The organism is Achromobacter sp. NPDC058515 (assembly GCF_042721735.1).
Lineage (GTDB): Bacteria > Pseudomonadota > Gammaproteobacteria > Burkholderiales > Burkholderiaceae_B > Achromobacter.
The window spans coordinates 161,334-179,896 of sequence record NZ_JBHXNI010000006.1; the positions used below are offsets into that span (position 1 = coordinate 161,334).

Below are 18,563 nucleotides of genomic sequence, written 5' to 3' on the forward strand. Positions count from 1 at the left end.
TTAAGAAGATGAACCCGGATCGAGACGGCAGGCAACCGGGCTGGTCCGCAGCGGCGGGATTGCCTTAGTTATGTATCGATCAGTACAAATGTAGTCGGGCCGGCTTCGCGTTGTCAACGACTTATGTATCGAGTAGTATTTATGTCGGGATCAAGGAGGGCTGAAATGGCGCAGATGGGCAGGCCTCGCGCATTCGACCGCGAGCAGGCGGTCGACCAGGCATTGAATCTTTTCTGGGAGCAGGGCTACGAATCGACCTCGCTTGCCCAGCTCAAGGCGGGCATCGGCGGGGGCATCTCCGCGCCCAGCTTCTACGCGGCCTTTGGGTCGAAGGAAGCCTTGTACGCAGAAGCCGTGCAACGCTACCTGGACACTTACGCGCGCGTGAACGACAGCCTCTGGGACGATGAAATCGCCCCTCGGAAGGCCATCGAACTCGCGCTGCGCCGGTCGGCGAAGATGCAGTGCGAATGGGGGCATCCCAAAGGCTGCATGGTGGCCCTGGGCGTCATGAGCGCGCCCACTCCCGAGCACGCGGCGGTCGCCAAGCCTCTGGCGGACTCGCGCCAGCGGACCCGCGCCGGGTTCCTGCGCTGCGTCGAGCGCGGCATCGCCAGCGGCGAGCTCAGCGCCGATGCCGACGCGCGGTCGCTCGCGACCGTTTTTGACAGCTTCCTGGTGGGGGTGTCCACGCTGGCGCGCGACGGCGTCCGTTACCCGAACTTCGATGCCGCAATCACCCAGGTCCTGAAAGTCTGGGATGCGGCGCAATCCTAGGCATGGACGCGCCAGCTATGCCAGGTCCGGGCCCTGTTCGGCGAGTCCGATCAGGCTGAGAAAGAACGTCTGCCGCAGCGCGAATCCCAGGCGTTCGTACAGCGCGATTGCATTGCGGTTGTCGCTCAGCACATGCAGGAACGGCGATTCTCCCCGCTGCTGGATATCCCGTTGCAGCCTTTGCACCAGGCGCGCGGCAATGCCCTTGCCGCGCCACGCGTCGTCCACGCAGACCGCGCTGATCTCGACGTGGCCGGCCGGGTGCATCCGCTCGCCCGCCATCGCAATCAGGCGGCCGCCCACGCGTATGCCGATGTAGTTGCCCATTTCGTGCGTGCGCTTGCAGAAGGGACCCGGCTTGGTCTTGTGCGCGAGGTCGAACATGTCGTTCGCATCGGCGTGACGCAAGGGGATCACATCCGGATCGTCCGCGCCGCCGGGCTCGGGGCCGGTCGCCACCATCTGGTGGATCACGCCCACCGGCTGCGCCCGAAGCGAATCGGGAGGCGAGGGCGGTTGGGGGGAAAGCAGCGCAACCTGGTGGCCGGACGGCAGCAGCCGGCCAAGCGCCAGCCAGGCCTGGGGGGTTTCGGACTCCATCGCGGCAAACGGCGCAACTTCAGGGTGGTAGCGGCAGGCAAGAGCGTTGCCCAGGCCGAGGTGGGCCTGTTCCGTGGAAAGCGCCGTCCAGATCGGGTTGTCGAGGCTATGCGGTAGTTGGTCCATGCCGGTTCCTGTAGTTCAGCGAGTTGCGTACTTGGGGCTCACTGTAGACAGGAACGGACGTCCGCTCTATTGTCGTAAATGACATTTTTGGAGTTATTCCCGCCATGAAGCTAACGGTGCTGGCCCTGGACGGCTGTTTCGACACGGGCCTGTCCGCGATATTGGATGCCTTCACCACCGCCAACGAGCTGGCCGAGATCCAGCAACCCGGCGAAGGCCCCCGGTTTGACATCAATGTGGTCGGCATGCGCGGCGAAGTGCGCACGGGCCTGGGCATGCGCGTCCCGGTCAAGCCCGCCAGCGCAATGGGCAAGCCCGACTGGCTGATCGTGCCGGCAATCGCCGCCAAGATGCCGGACCAGCTGGTGCCGGCGCTGGCCCGGCGCGACGTGCGGGATGCGCTGGCGCTGCTGCGCGAGGCCCGCGCCGAAGACGTGAAGATCGCGGCCGCCTGCATCGGCACCTTCGTGCTGGCGGAATCGGGGCTGCTGGATGGCCAGGAGGCGACGACTTCCTGGTGGCTGGCGCCGCTGTTCCGCCAGCGCTATCCCGAGGTGTGCCTGGACAGCACGCGGATGATGGTGCCTTCGGGCAACTTCACGACGGCCGGCGCCGCAATGGGGCATCTGGATCTGGCGCTGTGGCTGTTGAACCAGGCCAGTCCCGCCCTGGCTTCGGTGGTCGTCCGCTACCTGCTGGTGGACGCGCGGCCCTCGCAAGCGCCCTACATGATTCCGGACCATCTGGCGCGCGCCGATCCGCTCGTCGAGCGCTTTGAGCGCTGGGCCCGCGACCGGCTGGCCGAGGGCTTTTCGCTGGACGCGGCGGCGGATGCCCTGGCCACCAGCACCCGCACCTTGCAGCGCCGCATCGAGGCCGTGCTGGGAAAATCCCCCTTGTCGTACTTCCAGGACCTGCGCGTGGAGCGGGCCGTTCATCTTCTGCGAACCAGCCGCCTGAACATCGAGGCGATCGCGGCGGAGGTCGGCTATGCGGACGGCGCAACCCTGCGCAGCCTGCTGCGCCGCCGCCTGGGACGCGGGGTGCGGGAGTTGCGCCTGGGGTGACAGGGCGGGGCGAGCCTACCGGGACAGGCCGGTGAACTGCCTGCGGTACGCCGACGGCGAAATCGAAAACGTATGGGTGAAGTGCTGCCGCAACGACACGGCGGAGCCGAAGCCCACGCTGTCGGCAATCAGGTCCACGCCCTTGTTGCTGGTTTCAAGCAGCCGCTGGGCCGCGGCCAGGCGGTGGTTGAGCACCCATTGGGACACCGTGGCGCCGGTCTTGGCCTTGAAGCGGCGGGTGAAGTTGCGCCGGCTCATGCCGGCTTTGCCGGCAAGCAGGTCCAGCGTCAGCGGCTGGCGCAGGTTCTCCATGGCCCAGTCCAGCGTGGCGCTGAGCTTGTCCGACCCGTGCTGGTCGGGCAGCGGCTGCTCGATGTATTGGGCCTGTCCGCCGTCGCGGTGCGGCGCCACCACCATGCGCCGCGCCACGCGATTCGCGATTTCCGCCCCGTGGTCGCAACGCAGCAAATGCAGGCAGCAGTCGATGGCGGCGGCCGTGCCCGCCGACGTCAGGATGTCGCCGTCGTCGATGTACAGGGATTTGCGGTCCAGCCGGACCTTGGGAAAGCGCCGCACGAAATCGTCGCTCCAGGCCCAATGCGTGGCGGCGCCGCGGCCTTCCAGCAAGCCGGCTTCGGCCAGCACGAAGGTGCCCAGGCACAGCGCGACAATCCGCGCGCCCCGCGCATGGCCGGCCCGCAAGGCTTTCAGCAAGGCGGGCGGGGCGGGCTCTTCGGGATCGCGCCAGGCGGGCATGATGATGGTGTCGGCCTCTGCCAGCGCCGACAGGTCGTGCTCCACCTCGATCTTGAACCCCGACATGGTCGGGATCGGCCCGGTCTTCTCGCCGCAGATCAGCAGCCGGTAGCGCGGCACGCCGAGCCTGGCCAGGTCGTCGCCAAACACCATGCAGGGCACGGACAGGTGAAAAGGGCTGATGTCTTCGAAGGCGATGACGGCGACGGTATGCATCTTTTGATCGAGCCAGAGGCAAGGGGAAGGTTGGCCCGATTCTATCAATTGTTGTCCATCGGGCCACTATCGCCAAAGCGGCTCCGGCGGGACACTGAGGTCTGCATCCAACTTGCGGCTACCCGTCGCGGGCCGCCGCTACCGTTCAACATCGCAGAGGGCAAACCATGAACCATCCCACTATCCGCACCCTGGCCGGCGCCACCGCCCCGGCATCCATCGACGCGTCCACCACCGCCTTGCTGGTGATCGACTTCCAGAACGAGTACTTCAACGGCAAGATGCCGATTCCCGACGGCAAGGCGGCGCTGAGCAATGCGCAGCGCCTGATCGCGCATGCGGACGAGGCCAAGATTCCCGTGTTCCATATCCAGCACGTGACGCCCGCCGGCAGCCCGGTCTTCGCCGACCAAAGCCCCGCGGGCGAGTTCCATGTCGACCTGCAGCCGGCCCCGCATCACACGGTGGTGCGCAAATCCTCGGTCAGCGTCTTTCCCACGACCGACCTGGACCAGCAATTGAAGGCCGCCGGCGTCAAGACCCTGGTGATCACCGGCCTGATGACGCACGCTTGCGTGGCCGGCGCGGCGCGCGACGCCGTGCCCTTGGGCTATGAGGTCATCGTGGCGGAGGACGCGTGCGCGACCCGGGACCTGGACCGGGCCGACGGCAGCGTCGTGGGGCACGACAGCCTGCATCGCGCCGCCTTGGCCAGCATCGACGACACGTTCGGGGATGTATTGACGACCGAGCAGGTGCTGAAGCTGCCGGTGGTTTGACAAGGCGCGCCCTGGCGGGCGCGCCCGGCCTTATGAAACGGCCGGCTTGTCGCGATTCTTGCGGATAAGCACCGTGCCCGCGATCGTCAGCAGCAGGCCGCCGCCCAGGTAAGGCAAGCCAAAGATCAGCATGAAGAAGAAAAGCGCGGTCTTCGCGTCCCGCGCGTCCGCGGCCGAGGGGCCATAGACGGCGGGATCCATCAGCAGCAGGTTGACGGGTATCGTCGCCAGCAAGGCGACGCCCAGCAGCAGGCATCCCCAACCGATCAGGCGCCGCATGTTGGAGATGCGAGCCAACGCCACGGCGACCGCGATGGCGATCAAGGCGTATAGAACTACGCTCGCCAGCTGCATCCTTTCCATGACGGCGGGATCGGAGGGAACGAATGGCTCGCCCGCCGGCTGATGCAGCCCGAACACGATCAGCAACAGCGGGTGGGTGACGCTAAACGTGGCGCTGCCGACAAGCAGCCCGAACACAATGCTGGAAAGCCATTTGATCGCGGTAGGGGGCATATGGGCCGTGGCGGTTGTCTGGCGGTTAATAGTAGATATCGACGTAGTCGGTCAGGCGACCGCAGCTTTCCATCTGCTGCAGGCGCCAGTACTTGCGCTTGCCGGTTGCCTTGAACTCGAAGTCGCCGGTGCGCTCGCACCTGCGGCCCTTGTCCGGCGCATCCAGGATCAGGATCGTGCCGCGAAACAGGAAGCGGTCGCTGTCGATCGAGACGATCTCGCCGTTGACCTTCAGCGTGCCTTCGAAGTTGGCCTGCGTGCCGTCGATGCGCACCACGTCGTTTACATCCTTCGCGCTCAGATGGCCGCGCTGCGCGGACCAGAGCCACTGCACGGAAACGCCGCTGTTGTTCAGCAGGCGTTCGTAGGCGGCCTGGCTCTTGATGTCGGTCTTTTGCACGGGCGCGAGGGCGGACGCGGCGCCGGCCGGCGCGGGTGCTTGCGGCGCGGGCGCTTGCGTTGCGGGCGCTTGCGTGGCTTGGTGAGCGCGCTGGGGCAGAACGGCCGCGCCCGGATCCTGTGCGGCAATGGCCGGCGCGGCGGCAAAGGCTACGCCCAACGCGAAGAGTAGAAAGCCGGACTTGCGTTTGATTCCCGATGCGTTGCTGGTGTCGCGATCAACGTTGGTTTGCATGGTCTGTATCAAGAGGGGAATAAGGGAGCGCCGTGGCTTTTTCGTTGAACGGGGTCAGGACCGATTGGCCCTGACCCCGATTACGGCACGGGCGCCAACTTAGCATGACCATTACGCTCAAATAATTGCTGTCTTCCGAGGATATGTATCTGTTCGTTAGCCAGCAAACCTATTCCCCCGAAACCCCTCAGGCCCTTCCTGCAGCGTGCTAAGCCCGGCGTCGCACCTTCTCCTGATGCAGCAAGCGGACCTGCTCGGCAAATTCCGGCACCGGCCCCTCGACCTCCACGCCTTCCACGACCTGCGCGATGGACAAGGGCCGCACGCGCGACGCCGGGACTCCCCAGCCCTGCATCCATTCGGCGTACTGCCTGGACGAGGCGGCGTACACAATCCGGCCCAGTCCCACCCATCCATGCGCCGCCGAGCACATGGGGCAGTGCTCGCCCGACGTATAGACCGTGCAGGTCCCGCGCTCGGCTTCCGGCACGTTGTTGGCCGCCCAGCGGGCGATCTCGAATTCCGGATGCTGCGTGTGGTCCCCGCCGGCCACGTGGTTGTGGTCTTCAAACAGCACCCTGCCGTCGGCGGACACCAGCACCGATCCAAAGGGCTCGTCGCCGGAATCCAGCGCCTGCCTGGCCAGCGCGACGCATCTGGCAAGGTGCTTCTTATCCTGTTCGTCAACCATGTGGAATCTCCTTGTGCAGCGGGGAAAAGGGTAGAGTAGCTCGACTATCCGCAGGCCCATCCAAACAGAAGGAGCCGTCGCCATGCTGACCGTCCATCACCTGGGAAAATCGCAATCCGAGCGCATCGTGTGGCTGTGCGAAGAGCTCGCCATCCCGTATGAACTGAAAGTCTACACACGGGACCCCGTCACGCGGCTGGCTCCGCCCGAGTACAAGGCCCTGCATCCGCTGGGCACCGCGCCGATCATCAACGACGGCGGCATTGTGCTGGCGGAATCCACCGCCATCGTCGAGTACATACTTGCCAAGCACGGCAAGGGCGCCCTGGCGCCGGCGTCGGGCGATGCGGCTTTCGTGGATTATCTGTACTGGTTCCATTTCTCCAACGGCAGCCTGCAGCCCAGCCTGATGCGGAGCATGGTCTTGAGCCGCGCCAACGTGCCGGCGGACAATCCGACGGTGCAGTTCGCGGACGCCCGGCGCAAACACGGCCTGGGCTTGGTCGAAAAACGCCTTGGCGCGGCGGACTATCTGGCGGGCGACGCCCTGACTGCGGCGGACATCGTCGCGGTGTTTTCCCTGACCACGATGCGGCTGTTCTTTCCGTTCGACCTGTCGCCGTATCCGAATATTCTGGCTTACCTGAAGCGCATCGGCGCACGCGACGCCTATCGGCGCGCCATGAAGAAGGGCGATCCGGATATGGCGCCGATGCTGACCTGAACCGATCCAGCCGGGGCTACAGCAGCAGCGGTGAAATCTTGCTGCCGTCCACGGACACGCCGGCCATCAGGCCGCCGTTATTCATGACAAAGCCCACGATCGGTTGCTGGGCGGTGTTGGAATCAATGCTGCCATTGACGCCCACGTTCGCCACGGCGACGGTGGCGTCGGCCCCTATCGTCCAGCCGCTGCTGGCGCGGAACTTGGCCAGGGCGTCATCCGTCATGAACAACACCACCATGGCCTTGGACTGAGCACCCGCCTGCAAGCCGATGGAGCCGCCGGTGATGCTGTAGTAGCCGGTGTCCTGGCCGTTCATCCGCAAGACGCCCGTTCCATGCTGGGCGCCCACGATGAAGCTGGCGCTCAGCACGGCCGGAAACACCAGCACGCCGCGGGCGCGTTCCACCAGCTGCCTGGACTGCGGCGAGGACTCGTACAGCTTGGACAAGGTGGCGTCGGTGGCGGCATCCAGCTCCTGCCTCTTTTCGGCCGGGGTGGCCGTCGCCCGCGAATCCGTCGTCGTGCAACCTGCAAACAGCACGCTGGCCATGCCCAGCGTCAGGGCGGCCACGCTGGTTCTGCGCAATTTTGAAGAGATATCAAGCATATAAGCTTCCTTTTGGTTGCCGGCCCACGATTCATGCCCGTGGCAGCAGATTACTCCGGTCCGCCGCGTTAAGGCGCGGTTCCCAACCCGCCACGAGAAAAAACGCGCCCGTCGCCGGTTTAACATCGCGCCATGCTACTCATCATCTTCCTCTGGATTGCGCTAGCCCTCGTGGTCGGCGTCCTGGCGTCCGGCCGGGGGCGCCACGGCTTCGGGTGGACGATGCTTGCCTGCCTGATCAGCCCGCTGCTCGCGGGCATCTTCCTGCTGGTCATCGCCGACCGTTCTCCGCACGCCAAGCGTCCTGTTCCGGCGACGCATGTCGACTGCCCCGAATGTGGCGGACGCATACTGCGGGAGGCGCGCGTCTGCCGCTATTGCGGCGCTACGCTGGCCATTCCACAGGAGCCTCCGACGCTGCATGGCGATCCATAAGCACGGGATGTTGCCAAGAACATCGCTGACGCATCGACGCTAAACTGTGCCGCGCTCTCGGCAGCGCTTCCCGCGGGCCATCCATTCAACATCAGCATTCATGCCTACACCACGCTTTGCCCTTGTCCTCGCGATCGTCCAGTGAGCTCCAGTCTTGAAGGCTTCTGGTTCGACCCCGCCGACGCGTCCATAGCCCTGGAAAGGGCACTGCGGCGGCGCGCCGAAGCGATCGATGGGGACAAGGCCTACACGCTGATCGAAGAAGACGGCGAAGTCGAGCAAGCGTTGGCGCCCGCGTGATCCCATGCGCCCATGACCCCGATCACACCTGGCGCTTTGATCCTTTGCTTTGATTCCTGAACGCCTTCTCCCCCGCGTCGGATATCTCCACCCACTTCTTGTCCGGCGGCGCGTCCGGCACATAGCTGTCGTGCCAGTTCCACCATTTATAGGGCGGTGTCTGGGGGTACCCCTCGGGTGAATCCTCCCAGGCCTCCTGCCGGCCCAGCGGCGTGATGTCCAGATAGTTCCAAGTGCCGCCCATCTGCTCGTCGCCGCGGTTGTTCAGGAAATACGTGCGGAACACGCGGTCCCCGTCGCGGATGAACACGTTCGTCCCATGCCACTCATCCACCCCAAAATCCGCATCGAAACTGTCGGTGAGGGTGAACCACGGCATCTTCCAATTCATCCGGGCTTTCAGGCGGGCGATGTCGGCTTGCGGGGCGCGCGAGACGAAGACCAGCGTGGTGTCGCGGGCATTCAGGTGGGCCACGTGCGCGACCTGGTCGGCCACCATGGAGCAGCCGCGGCACGCGTGCTCGGGCCAGCCGTAGACGCCAGGCTCGAAGAAGGCGCGGTAGACGATGAGCTGCCGGCGGCCGTCGAAGAGGTCGGGAAGGGCGAGGGCGCCGTTGGGGCCTTCAAACACGTACTGCTTGTCTATGGGCGTCCATGGCATGCGGCGGCGTTCCGCGGCGAGGGCGTCGCGGGCGTGGGTGTGGGCTTTTTCCTTGATCAGAAGTTGCTGGCGGGCGGATTCCCAGTCTTGGGAGGAAACGAGCGGGGGCGTGCGCATGGCGGATTGGGCGCCGGCGCTGTCGCGTGTGGGGGACTTGGTCATGGCTTTGAACCTCCTGGCGTATGTCGATGTCCTCTTCGGCATGGTTGAACGGCGATTGCTTGGGCCTAGGGATAGTTTGGCACCAGGCGCCGGCGCGCAGGAGTAACAGATGTGGCGCTATTTCAATGGCCTACATTGCCTTCTGGCGGCAAGCGGACAAAGACGCGTCAGGCCGGCACGAGCCCCGCATCGCGCGGCAACCTGGGCGCGGCCCATCCCTGCAGGCTTTCCCGCAATAGCGATACGGCGGCCTGGCCGCTCTCGTTCAGCCGCTTCGACGCGTACATCCCAAACTGCGCGCTCAGGGCCGGCGCGCCATCGGGCCCGATGGAAATGATCCGCATGGTGTCCGGCCGCAAGCATTCGGTCGTCAGCACCGCAACGCCCAGGCCGTTCTCGACGGCCGCGATGGTGGCGCCCACGTTGTGGCTGGTCAGCGAGACCCGGAAGTCGCGCCCCGCCGCCGTCAGCGCGTCGAACACCAGCCGGCGCCACGAGCAGGGCTCGGCATACACGATCAGGTCCAGCGGCTGGTCCGGGGCCGGCGTGTCGTCTATGCCGCACACCCAATGCAGGTCCACCGACCACGTCTCCACGGGCTCATCCACAAATGCGGCGCAGACGCCTATGGCCACGTCGAGCGCACCCTCCTGCCAGCGCGTGGCAAGCCGCTCGCCATCGTCGACCACCACTTCCAGGTGCAGCTGGGGGCAGGAACGCTTCAAGCGGCCCAGGGCGGCAGGCAAGGCCGCCACCGCGACGTCCTCCGACAGGCCGATACGCACGCTGCCCGCAACGGCGCGTTCGCGCAGCCGCGCCGCGGCCGTCTCGCCCAGCGCCAGGATGCGGTTGGCATAGCTCAGCAGCAACTCGCCTTCGGTGGTGGGCGACATCCCCCGGCCCGTGCGGTGCAGCAGCCGCTTGCCCACCATTTCTTCCAGCCGCCGGATCTGCGTGCTGAGCGCCGACTGGGCCCGACCGGCCTGATCCGCGGCGCGGCTCAGGCTGCCATGGCGGCAGACGGCAACAAAGGTGCGCAACAGGGCCGGGTCAAAGTCGCCTGACATTATCAATCCGTTAAGTCTGAATTATTGGATATCAGTCTACCTTTATCTCTTGGAGATGCCTAGGATCGGGTTGTCGCTAATTGGCTGACCTAATCCACGGAGGTTCTTTCCCATGTCTGATACCCAAAACCTGCGCGTCGTCCTCGCATCCCGCCCCGTCGGCCGCCCGAAACCCACCGACTTTCGCTTCGAGCTTGCGGCTATCCCCGAACCCGGCAACGGCGAGGTCCTGCTGGAAACGCAGTACCTGTCGCTGGATCCCTACATGCGCTGGCGCATCAGCGCCGCCAAGTCCTACGCGCCGCCCATCGAGATCGGCGACGTGATCGTCGGCGGCACGGTCGCCCGGGTCAAAGCGTCCCGCCATGCCGATTGGCGAGAAGGCGACATCGTCCTGTCCGAATCCGGCTGGCAGCGCTACGCGTTGTCCGACGGCAGCAACCTGCGCCGGCTGGATCCCGGCATCGCGCCGCCGTCCACCGCGCTTGGGGTGCTGGGCATGCCGGGCTACACCGCCTACGCCGGGCTGCTCAACATCGGCCAGCCCAAACCCGGCGAAACCGTCGTCGTCGCCGCCGCCAGCGGCGCAGTCGGCTCGGTTGTGGGCCAGATCGCCCGCATCAAGGGCGCGCGCGCCGTGGGCATTGCCGGCGGCCCGGAGAAGTGCGCCTTCGTGAAAAACGAGCTGGGCTTTGATGTCGTCGTGGACCACCAGGCGCCCGATTTTGCGCAGAAGCTGGCGCAAGCCTGCCCGGATGGCATCGACGTCTACTTCGAGAATGTCAGCGGCCACGTGTGGGATGCGGTGCTCCCGTTGCTGAACAAATTTGCCCGCGTGCCGGTGTGTGGGCTGATTGCCAACTACAACGATGGCCCGTCGATCCAAAGCGGGCCGGATCGGCTGCCCGCGACGATGCGCGAAATCCTGGCCAGGAGCATCACGCTGCGCGGATTCATCGTGTACGACTTTGCCGGGGCGCAGGAGGACGAGTTCCAGCGCGAGGCTGCGGGTTGGATCGCCGAGGGCAAGCTGCGCTGGAGGGAAGATGTGGTTGACGGGCTGGAGCAGGCGCCCGAGGCGTTTATCGGCCTGCTGGAAGGGAAGAACTTTGGGAAGTTGGTGGTGCGGCTAGGGGACTAGCCCAAGGCTGGCCGGCGTGATCCTTCTGCAAGGGCGCGCCGGCGCGACTGGAAATCGCTTACTCGTCAGTGCGCCAGGACTTGCGGCGCCGTGATTTCGGTTTGGGAACCACCCCCAGGCGCGGATCCCGCGCCAGCGCCAGCGCGACGAGCTTTGCCGCAATGGCCTCGAACGCCTCATCGGTCTGCGGCAAATGCAGCCACTTCCCCAGCTCGGGGTGGGGCGCCAGGCTCGGCATTTCAGCTATCAGCGCTGCGTGGCGTTCATGCGAGGTGCACACCATGACGCCGTTCCAGGGTTCGTCCCGATCTGCAACGACGAGGTAGAGCTTTTCGTCCAGGTATGCGGCATCGCAGCCGAACATCTTGCGGCGGATGTAGTTCGCGTCGCGCTCCAGGGGATCAAGGATCCAAAGGAGCGAGTTCAGGCGGGCGGCGCGCTGCCTTTTGGGCGGGGCGAATGGGTCGGGCTGGTTGCGCATTTGGGAAGTGTAGCCAATGGGGCGTCCCGCCTGCACGTTGCTGCGATGTTCAGCAAAATCGCCTCCCGTCGTTGGATAGGTAGAACGCGCGCCGCGCGCATCCTGCCCGGCCGGCAACGGGGGGCGTGTCATGTTGCCGGCGGCCACTCAGGCGATCCATAGGGGTAGAAGTTCTTGAGGTCGAGGTTCTCGTACCGCAACCCGTCCAGGCGCACCGTGCCCAGAAAAGGTTCATCGGGCTCGACCAGCAAAATGGCTTTGGCGAAGCCACTGTCGTCAAAGCCGCGCCGAAAGTGCACGCGCGATTTGATCGCCAGAATATCGAAGCCTGCCGGATCGGCTTCCAATTTGCCGATCTCTTCCAGTTCTTTGGCCTGGACAAGATAGCGGCTGAGAATCAGCAGATTTCCATCGCCAAAAGCGATGTTGACGCTGTCCAGATAGCGCTGCCGGCCAGTGCCTTTCTCGCCGACGTGAACGATCTCGCCCGCGACACGCACCGGCTCGCCGGAGGAGGGATCGACGCGCCCGCCCACCGCCATATCGAAATGCTGTCCGACCTGAACGCCGGCTTCCTGCAGCGTCTGGATGGCTTGCTCGTCAGCGATCGTGGCGATCAGCGTGCGCGACAGGTTTTGCTCCAGCACCTGCTCCAGAATCCAGGTGGCGTAGCCCGAGCGATCGCTATGGTCCGCGAGTACGACGGGCTTGCGGCCTTCGGCGGCAAATTTCTTGGCCTGCTTCACGCCATCGGCAATGGACAGGACCTTTGTCGTGTCGAGCAGGTCTTCACGCCTGCGCCAGATCCATTCGCTCATGTCGTCGACTACCTTGCGCGCCAGGCCGGGATTGCCATTGGTCAGCGCCTGGACGGTCATCCCGGCATCCGGCACGTCCGCCCACGGAAAGCCGAACAGCACATTGACGAACAGATCGGGTTCGCGGGCCTCCCAGACGAGCGCGCGCTGAATCATGTCCATCCATGGCGACGCGCCGGTCCATTGCTGCACGGTGGCGGAAATGATGGGAACCTTGCGTTGGAAGTTGACCGGCTTGAAATCGCCCCGTATTGCGCGGATCAGCATCCGCGCGGCGCGCTCGCCTTGCAGGTGGCAGTCGTAATGAGGAAAGTACTTCACCGAGAAAGCCATATCGGCCGACTCCAAGAAGGCTTCGTCCTCGTTGGCATGGGGATCGAACGTGGCCGAAATGAATGCGGCCGGCCCGATCACGTCGCGTACGCGACGCGCAAGTTCGGCTTCGGGACGCGCTATGCCGCGCACCGCCATCGCGCCATGCACAGCCAGATAGACGCCATCGAACGGGCCTTGCGCGCGCAGTTCGCGCAGCATGATGCCCACGAAGTGCTCGAAGGCCTCGTGGGTAATCCAGCCAGATCCCGTTCCGGTCTTGGGAAACAAGGGCGATTCGATGCCTGTCACTTCCACATCCGGATACTCGCGCGCCACCTTTACGAATCCGCCGACATAGCCGCGCGTGTCGGAAGCCAGCAGTTCCTCGCCACGCGCCGGAGATCCTTCGTAGATGAAATCATCCAGTGTCGTGTCGTTGCCCAGGAAGGTGACGGTCTCGTGCATGAAGTGCAGTACGGCAACGCGGATCTTTTTTTCGAGTTTCATGGATAGGGAGGCTGGGTGGCTTTGAGACGTCTGTTAGTCTTCCGTAGTGCGCGCAGACAGTCCAGTACCGATTGTGGAAGGGCCATTGCAAAAAATTGAAAGCTCCCGCGCCGCAGTCAAAATGGACAGTCCCCATCGACGCCCGCGCCCGACAGGAACCCGTGTGTCGTGAGATAAAATTTCGTCGGATTTTCCGGGGTTTCCCTTAAATTTTCGCGTTCGCCCTTCACCTGTTTGCACCGGTGACTATCGAATGCGGACCGCCCAGAATTCACTCGTTCCCATGATCAGCTCGGCCCTTCGATATTTTCTTCAAGTCGCCAATTGCGGCTCAGTCACATCGGCAGCGGAGATCTTGCATGTCGCTCCTTCGGCGGTCAGCCGGCAGATACAGGGCCTGGAACAGAAGCACGGCACCGCGCTATTTGAGCGAAATGCGCGCGGCATGCGTTTGACTGAAACCGGCGAACTCCTTGCCGTCTATGCGCGCAGGGCCATCCTGGAGTCAGAGCGCGTCAGCGAGGAAATCTCGGCCAGGTCGCGTCTGGGCAGGTCGACCATCCGAGTCGGCGCCAACGAAGGCTTCGGGCGGGAGTTCATCCCGCACGCCATCGGCGAGTTCCGCAAGGCCTCGCCCGAGGTGAACTTCGACATGCGCATGATCAGGCGCAGCGAGGTGCGAAAGGCGGTCATGCTGGGCGAGGTCGATCTTGGCATGGCCTACAGCATGCTTCCCGTGGAGGGCGTGGACGTTATCTTTTCGCAAAGCGCTCCGCTATACGCGGTCATGTCCCCCGCGCACCCGCTGGCCAGCCGGGACATCCTGTCGCTGCACGATATCGCTGCCCACGATGTGGTCATGTCCGGTGTGGACAGCAGCACTCGAACCTTGGTCGACTACTGCTGCATGCGTGCGCGCATCGAACTGAACTATGTCTTCATTTCCGATTACTCGGGCGCGCTGCAGCACTACATCCGCGACTACGAAGCGATCACCCTGGCCGGCAAGCTGGCCGTGTGGTACGCGCTGGAGCGCGGCGACGTGGTGGCCGTGCCTCTGACGGATTCGGATATCTACGATCGAACGGTGCAGATCTACACCATGCAGGGCCGGCAATTGCCTCGCTCAGTCGAGGAATTTGCGCAATTGCTTGTCCAGATGGCAAGCCGCTGAGCGCTGCGCGAGAGTCAAGCCATGCAGGAACACTCTCACTAGACAAAACGCCATGTTTGCGCCATTCTAAAAAAAAGAACTCACGCACGATGACTATGCGTCATCGATTGCATTTGGGGAATTTATGCAGATGGGCACTAATCCCGCCAGGGATTGCGTCGCGGCTATTTTCGAGTATTCAACCAGCCAGCCCCATCAGCACCCATCTCATTGCCATATTGGCCATGGCCCTTGCGTTAAGGGCAACACTCAAAACCCAAAAAGACAAGCGCGCTCGCACCGTGGTGTGGCGGCCGTCGTTCAACGCGGCCGCGTTGCTGCCGTCCGTCATGCTGCCGACGGCCGTTTCCTGCATGAATCCCGCATCTATTGCGTCGAGGTCTCGATATGAATGTGGCATCTCCTGTTTCCGGCGGGGCAGTCGCGCGCCGGCGGCGCAAGACCGTCCTATCCCCGAAAGCCGGCGCGATTCTCGCTCGGCTCGGGTCTATGGCCGTAACGCTGGTCGGCCTGGCTGCGCTGACTTTCTTCATAGGAAGACTGCTGCCGCTGGACCCGATTCTTGCCGTGCTTGGCGACAACGCCACTAAGGAAGCATACGACCGGATGTATGTGCAGATGGGGCTCGACCAGCCGCTCATCGTCCAGTTCGGAAACTACCTGTGGAACATCCTGCATTTGGATTTTGGCAATGCGCTGCTTTCCGGCCGCCCGGTCAGCGAAGAGATCGCCCGTACGTTTCCGGCGACCATAGAGCTGGCCACCGTCGCCATGCTGATCGGCACCTGTCTGGGCGTGCCGCTGGGGGTGGCCGCGGCCGTCTACCGGAACAGCTGGGTTGATCACGTCGCGCGCGTGCTTTCGCTGCTGACGTATTCCGCGCCGAACTTCTGGCTGGGGCTGATGGGCCTGGTCCTGTTCTATTCGACGCTAGGCTGGGTCGGCGGCCCGGGCCGCATCGATATGGTCTACGAGTTCGACCTGGAGCCGGTAACCGGGTTCTTCCTGGTCGACTCGCTCCTGTCGGGAAACATGGAAGTCTTCCGCAATGTGTTTTCACACATCATCCTGCCCGCGTCGATTCTCGGACTGGGCTCGATGGCCTATATCAGCCGCATGACGCGCTCGTTCATGATCGAGCAGTTGGAGCAGGAGTACGTCATTACCGCCCGGACCAAAGGGCTCAGCAAGTGGCGGATGATCTGGGTGCATGTGTTCCGCAACATCGCCATCCAGGTCATTACCGTCGTCGCGCTGTCCTATGCCTTCTTGCTGGAGGGCGCGGTGTTGACGGAGACGGTCTTCGCCTGGCCGGGCTTTGGCCGCTATTTGACGAACTCGCTGCTCGCGGGCGACATGAATTCGGTCGTCGGCTGCACGTTGCTGATAGGCGTGATTTTCGTCACGCTCAATCTCATCTGCGACCTGCTGTATTGGGCGCTCGACCCGCGCACCCGCTAAGGACAAGGCATGCTGAATCAAACCACGCTTGCGCCGGCTTCGGCGCAGGGGGCAAGCACTACGCGCGAAGCCCGCGCGCAGCAGTTCAAAGTCATGGCTCTGAAAATGCGCCGGAACACGTCGGCGATGATCGGACTCATACTGCTGATCATCATTTTTGCGGCTGCGATCTTCGCGCCCTGGCTCGCCACTCACGACTACACCGCCCAGGACCTGGCGAACCGCCTGGCCATGCCGTCCGCGGCGCATTGGCTCGGCACCGATGAACTGGGCCGGGACATTTACTCGCGGCTGTTGCACGGCGGGCGCATCACGCTCTACATCGCCTGCCTCACCGCGCTGATTTCCGCGCCCATCGGATTGCTGGTCGGCGTGGTCTCCGGCTATTTCGGCGGCTGGATCGACATGATCCTGATGCGCATCACCGACATCTTCCTGGCATTGCCTTCGCTCATTCTGGCGCTGGCGTTCGTGGCGGCGCTTGGCCCCAGCATCGAGAACGCGATCATCGCGATATCGCTTGCGTCCTGGCCCCCGATCGCGCGCCTGGCGCGGACCGAGACGATGATGATCCGCAAGGCGGACTACATCGCCGCCGTCCGGCTCCAGGGCGCTTCGTCACGGCATATCCTGCTGCATCACATCGTTCCCACCTGCATTCCTTCCGTGATTGTGCGGCTGACGCTGAACATCACCTCGATCATCCTGTCGGCGGCTGGCCTTGGGTTTCTGGGGCTGGGAGCGCAGCCTCCGTCGCCGGAATGGGGCGCGATGCTTTCTTCCGCCCGCCAATTCATTCTCTCCAATGGCCATATCGCCGCCGCGCCCGGGATCATGATCCTGCTGACGTCTATCGCGTTCAATCTCGTCGGCGACGGCCTGCGCGACGTGCTCAATCCGCGCCAGGAGTGAGGTCCCCGTGACGAATCCCATCATCTCCGTCCGCAATCTCAATATTCATTTCAATGGCGCGCTGCGCACGACCCACGCGGTGCGAGGGGTCAATTTCGACCTGGGCCATGAAAAGCTGGGCATCGTGGGCGAATCCGGCTCCGGCAAGAGCCAGACCGGGCGCGCGATCATGCGGCTGTCCGCCAGCACCGCCAAGGTGACGGCGGACAGCATGAGCTTTGGCGATGTCGACCTGCTGCAAGCCACGGAAAAGCAGATGTGCGCCGTACGGGGCCGCGACATCGCGATGATTCTGCAAGACCCGAAATTCTCGCTGAACCCGCTGATGAAAGTGGGGGACCAGATTGCGGAAGCCTACCTGACCCACCACAAGGCCTCGAAGGGCGAAGCGCGGGAAAGGGCATTGGCGATGCTGGAGAGCGTGCATATCCGCGATCCGAAACGGGTCTACAACGTATTGCCGCATGAAGTGTCCGGCGGCATGGGCCAGCGGATCATGATCGCCATGATGCTGATCCCGGAACCGAAAGTGATCATTGCCGACGAGCCGACCTCGGCGCTGGATGTCACGGTGCGCCGGCAAGTCCTGAATGTTCTCGACGAGCTTGTGGACCGCACGGGAGCCAGCCTGATCTTCATCAGCCACGATCTGAACCTGGTCGCCGATTTCTGCGACCGGGTGCTGGTGATGTATGCGGGGAGGGTGCTGGAAGACCTGCCGGCGAAGGAACTGGGGAAGGCGAGGCATCCCTACACCCGCGGGTTGCTGGACAGCCTGCCGCGGCTGGACAAGCCCTGCGATGAATTGCCGGTGCTGCGTCGTGATCCCGCCTGGCTGACCGAATCGCTTAGGGGCTCGCAATGAACGACACCCTGCTGGAGGCAGCGAACCTGGAGGTTTCCTACGGATTGGGAGCAACCGCCATTACCGTGGTTCACGAAACGGATTTCCGCGTCGCAAGAGGCGAATCCTACGGCTTGATCGGCGAGTCCGGTTGCGGCAAATCGACCATACTCAGGACTGTCGCGGGGCTGAACCCGAATTACGAGGGGCGCATCCTGCACGCCGGACGCGAATTGCCGCGCGTACGAAAGCGCGAGCACTATCGTGTCATGCAGATGGTCTTCCAGGACCCTTACGGCTCGCTGCACCCCTACAAGATGGTGCAGAACGTGCTGGCCGAGCCCGTGAAGCTGATGGGCCTGGGCGATGTGCAACGCCGCATCGACGAGGTGCTGGGCAACGTGGGCCTAGGGCCACAATTCAAGTACCGGTATCCGCATGAACTCTCGGGCGGCCAGCGCCAGCGGGTCGCCATTGCGCGGGCCCTGATCGTCGAACCGAATCTGCTGCTGCTGGACGAACCGACCTCCGCGCTCGATGTGTCGGTGCAGGCAGAGATCCTGAATCTGCTGACCCGGCTGCGGCGCGAGCTTGGGCTGACCTATCTGATGGTCAGCCATGACCTGGCCGTGGTTGCGCACATGTGCGACCGGGTCGCCATCATGCAGCACGGCCGGATACTGGAAGAGCTGACGGGCGACGACCTGCGCGCCGGCCGGATGACGGCGGACTACACAAGGGAATTCCTGGCCGCCAGCGTCCCCGCGCTGGCTCGCAACTAGGCAGAGC

23 protein-coding genes are annotated in these 18,563 nt (G+C 64.1%); 12 read left to right on the forward strand and 11 right to left on the reverse strand.

Annotation, left to right across the window (positions count from 1 at the left end; translation table 11 throughout):
- Positions 1–165 precede the first annotated feature (165 nt).
- Positions 166–777, forward strand: a complete 612-nt coding sequence (locus ACFWP0_RS13080; protein ID WP_377842548.1) for a TetR/AcrR family transcriptional regulator — start codon at positions 166–168, stop codon at positions 775–777.
- Between the two features lie 15 nt (positions 778–792).
- Here ACFWP0_RS13080 and ACFWP0_RS13085 read toward each other — a convergent pair whose 3' ends face one another.
- Entirely contained in the window at positions 793–1,503 is a 711-nt protein-coding gene (locus tag ACFWP0_RS13085; RefSeq protein ID WP_377842549.1) for a GNAT family N-acetyltransferase, read from the reverse strand.
- Positions 1,504–1,607: 104 nt separating this feature from the next.
- Between ACFWP0_RS13085 and ACFWP0_RS13090 the strand changes: the two genes are divergently transcribed.
- The gene (locus tag ACFWP0_RS13090) at positions 1,608–2,570 is read left to right on the forward strand and encodes a GlxA family transcriptional regulator (RefSeq protein WP_377842551.1); all 963 of its coding nucleotides are present in this window, start codon (positions 1,608–1,610) and stop codon (positions 2,568–2,570) included.
- A 15-nt stretch (positions 2,571–2,585) separates the two neighbouring features.
- On the opposite strand, the gene ACFWP0_RS13095 is transcribed toward ACFWP0_RS13090, so the two are convergent.
- On the reverse strand, positions 2,586–3,542 hold the full coding sequence (locus tag ACFWP0_RS13095; protein ID WP_377842552.1) for a GlxA family transcriptional regulator: 957 nt from the start codon (positions 3,540–3,542) through the stop codon (positions 2,586–2,588).
- Positions 3,543–3,709: 167 nt separating this feature from the next.
- Between ACFWP0_RS13095 and ACFWP0_RS13100 the strand changes: the two genes are divergently transcribed.
- The gene (locus ACFWP0_RS13100; protein ID WP_377842553.1) at positions 3,710–4,321 is read left to right on the forward strand and encodes a cysteine hydrolase family protein; all 612 of its coding nucleotides are present in this window, start codon (positions 3,710–3,712) and stop codon (positions 4,319–4,321) included.
- Between the two features lie 30 nt (positions 4,322–4,351).
- Here ACFWP0_RS13100 and ACFWP0_RS13105 read toward each other — a convergent pair whose 3' ends face one another.
- The 3 genes from ACFWP0_RS13105 to ACFWP0_RS13115 form a co-directional block, all read right to left on the reverse strand.
- The gene (locus tag ACFWP0_RS13105; RefSeq protein WP_377842554.1) at positions 4,352–4,837 is read right to left on the reverse strand and encodes a hypothetical protein; all 486 of its coding nucleotides are present in this window, start codon (positions 4,835–4,837) and stop codon (positions 4,352–4,354) included.
- Positions 4,838–4,862: 25 nt separating this feature from the next.
- A complete protein-coding gene (locus ACFWP0_RS13110; RefSeq protein ID WP_377842555.1) occupies positions 4,863–5,471 on the reverse strand; it encodes a hypothetical protein in 609 nt (202 codons plus the stop codon).
- A gap of 208 nt (positions 5,472–5,679) precedes the next feature.
- The gene (locus ACFWP0_RS13115; protein ID WP_377842557.1) at positions 5,680–6,162 is read right to left on the reverse strand and encodes a nucleoside deaminase; all 483 of its coding nucleotides are present in this window, start codon (positions 6,160–6,162) and stop codon (positions 5,680–5,682) included.
- 82 nt (positions 6,163–6,244) lie between these two features.
- On the opposite strand from ACFWP0_RS13115, the gene ACFWP0_RS13120 reads away from it, so the two are divergent.
- Positions 6,245–6,886, forward strand: coding sequence for a glutathione S-transferase family protein (locus tag ACFWP0_RS13120; RefSeq protein ID WP_377842558.1), 642 nt, complete (start codon positions 6,245–6,247; stop codon positions 6,884–6,886).
- A gap of 16 nt (positions 6,887–6,902) precedes the next feature.
- Here ACFWP0_RS13120 and ACFWP0_RS13125 read toward each other — a convergent pair whose 3' ends face one another.
- Entirely contained in the window at positions 6,903–7,496 is a 594-nt protein-coding gene (locus tag ACFWP0_RS13125) for a YSC84-related protein (RefSeq protein ID WP_377842560.1), read from the reverse strand.
- Positions 7,497–7,628: 132 nt separating this feature from the next.
- On the opposite strand from ACFWP0_RS13125, the gene ACFWP0_RS13130 reads away from it, so the two are divergent.
- Both ACFWP0_RS13130 and ACFWP0_RS13135 read left to right on the forward strand, forming a co-directional pair.
- A complete protein-coding gene (locus tag ACFWP0_RS13130; protein ID WP_377842561.1) occupies positions 7,629–7,931 on the forward strand; it encodes a hypothetical protein in 303 nt (100 codons plus the stop codon).
- Positions 7,932–8,072: 141 nt separating this feature from the next.
- Positions 8,073–8,231 (forward strand): hypothetical protein, encoded by a 159-nt coding sequence (locus tag ACFWP0_RS13135; protein WP_377842563.1) that lies wholly within the window; start codon positions 8,073–8,075, stop codon positions 8,229–8,231.
- A gap of 22 nt (positions 8,232–8,253) precedes the next feature.
- Here ACFWP0_RS13135 and ACFWP0_RS13140 read toward each other — a convergent pair whose 3' ends face one another.
- Together ACFWP0_RS13140 and ACFWP0_RS13145 are read right to left on the reverse strand one after the other, a co-directional pair.
- A complete protein-coding gene (locus tag ACFWP0_RS13140) occupies positions 8,254–9,009 on the reverse strand; it encodes a DUF899 domain-containing protein (RefSeq protein WP_377842788.1) in 756 nt (251 codons plus the stop codon).
- Between the two features lie 212 nt (positions 9,010–9,221).
- Positions 9,222–10,121 (reverse strand): LysR family transcriptional regulator, encoded by a 900-nt coding sequence (locus ACFWP0_RS13145; protein ID WP_377842564.1) that lies wholly within the window; start codon positions 10,119–10,121, stop codon positions 9,222–9,224.
- Between the two features lie 112 nt (positions 10,122–10,233).
- Here ACFWP0_RS13145 and ACFWP0_RS13150 point away from each other — a divergent pair, with 112 nt between their 5' ends.
- On the forward strand, positions 10,234–11,262 hold the full coding sequence (locus tag ACFWP0_RS13150) for an NADP-dependent oxidoreductase (RefSeq protein WP_377842566.1): 1,029 nt from the start codon (positions 10,234–10,236) through the stop codon (positions 11,260–11,262).
- A gap of 58 nt (positions 11,263–11,320) precedes the next feature.
- Here ACFWP0_RS13150 and ACFWP0_RS13155 read toward each other — a convergent pair whose 3' ends face one another.
- Positions 11,321–11,743, reverse strand: a complete 423-nt coding sequence (locus ACFWP0_RS13155; RefSeq protein ID WP_377842790.1) for a hypothetical protein — start codon at positions 11,741–11,743, stop codon at positions 11,321–11,323.
- Positions 11,744–11,871: 128 nt separating this feature from the next.
- Positions 11,872–13,383, reverse strand: coding sequence for a M81 family metallopeptidase (locus ACFWP0_RS13160; RefSeq protein WP_377842568.1), 1,512 nt, complete (start codon positions 13,381–13,383; stop codon positions 11,872–11,874).
- A 283-nt stretch (positions 13,384–13,666) separates the two neighbouring features.
- Here ACFWP0_RS13160 and ACFWP0_RS13165 point away from each other — a divergent pair, with 283 nt between their 5' ends.
- Complete coding sequence (locus ACFWP0_RS13165; RefSeq protein ID WP_377842570.1) at positions 13,667–14,557, forward strand: LysR family transcriptional regulator; 891 nt, start codon at positions 13,667–13,669, stop codon at positions 14,555–14,557.
- A 178-nt stretch (positions 14,558–14,735) separates the two neighbouring features.
- On the opposite strand, the gene ACFWP0_RS13170 is transcribed toward ACFWP0_RS13165, so the two are convergent.
- Complete coding sequence (locus ACFWP0_RS13170) at positions 14,736–14,912, reverse strand: hypothetical protein (protein WP_377842572.1); 177 nt, start codon at positions 14,910–14,912, stop codon at positions 14,736–14,738.
- Positions 14,913–14,944: 32 nt separating this feature from the next.
- Here ACFWP0_RS13170 and ACFWP0_RS13175 point away from each other — a divergent pair, with 32 nt between their 5' ends.
- Genes ACFWP0_RS13175 through ACFWP0_RS13190 form a run of 4 tightly spaced genes read left to right on the forward strand, consistent with a single transcriptional unit; the run spans position 14,945 to position 18,556 of the window.
- The gene (locus ACFWP0_RS13175) at positions 14,945–16,018 is read left to right on the forward strand and encodes an ABC transporter permease (protein WP_377842574.1); all 1,074 of its coding nucleotides are present in this window, start codon (positions 14,945–14,947) and stop codon (positions 16,016–16,018) included.
- A gap of 9 nt (positions 16,019–16,027) precedes the next feature.
- Positions 16,028–16,930 (forward strand): ABC transporter permease, encoded by a 903-nt coding sequence (locus tag ACFWP0_RS13180; protein ID WP_377842575.1) that lies wholly within the window; start codon positions 16,028–16,030, stop codon positions 16,928–16,930.
- Between the two features lie 7 nt (positions 16,931–16,937).
- Positions 16,938–17,795 carry an ABC transporter ATP-binding protein gene (locus tag ACFWP0_RS13185; protein ID WP_377842577.1) on the forward strand — a complete coding sequence of 286 codons (858 nt, stop codon included), beginning with the start codon at positions 16,938–16,940 and terminating at the stop codon, positions 17,793–17,795.
- Positions 17,792–18,556 carry an ABC transporter ATP-binding protein gene (locus ACFWP0_RS13190; protein WP_377842579.1) on the forward strand — a complete coding sequence of 255 codons (765 nt, stop codon included), beginning with the start codon at positions 17,792–17,794 and terminating at the stop codon, positions 18,554–18,556. The genes ACFWP0_RS13185 and ACFWP0_RS13190 overlap by 4 nt, the downstream gene beginning before the upstream one ends.
- The last annotated feature ends 7 nt before the right edge of the window (positions 18,557–18,563 follow it).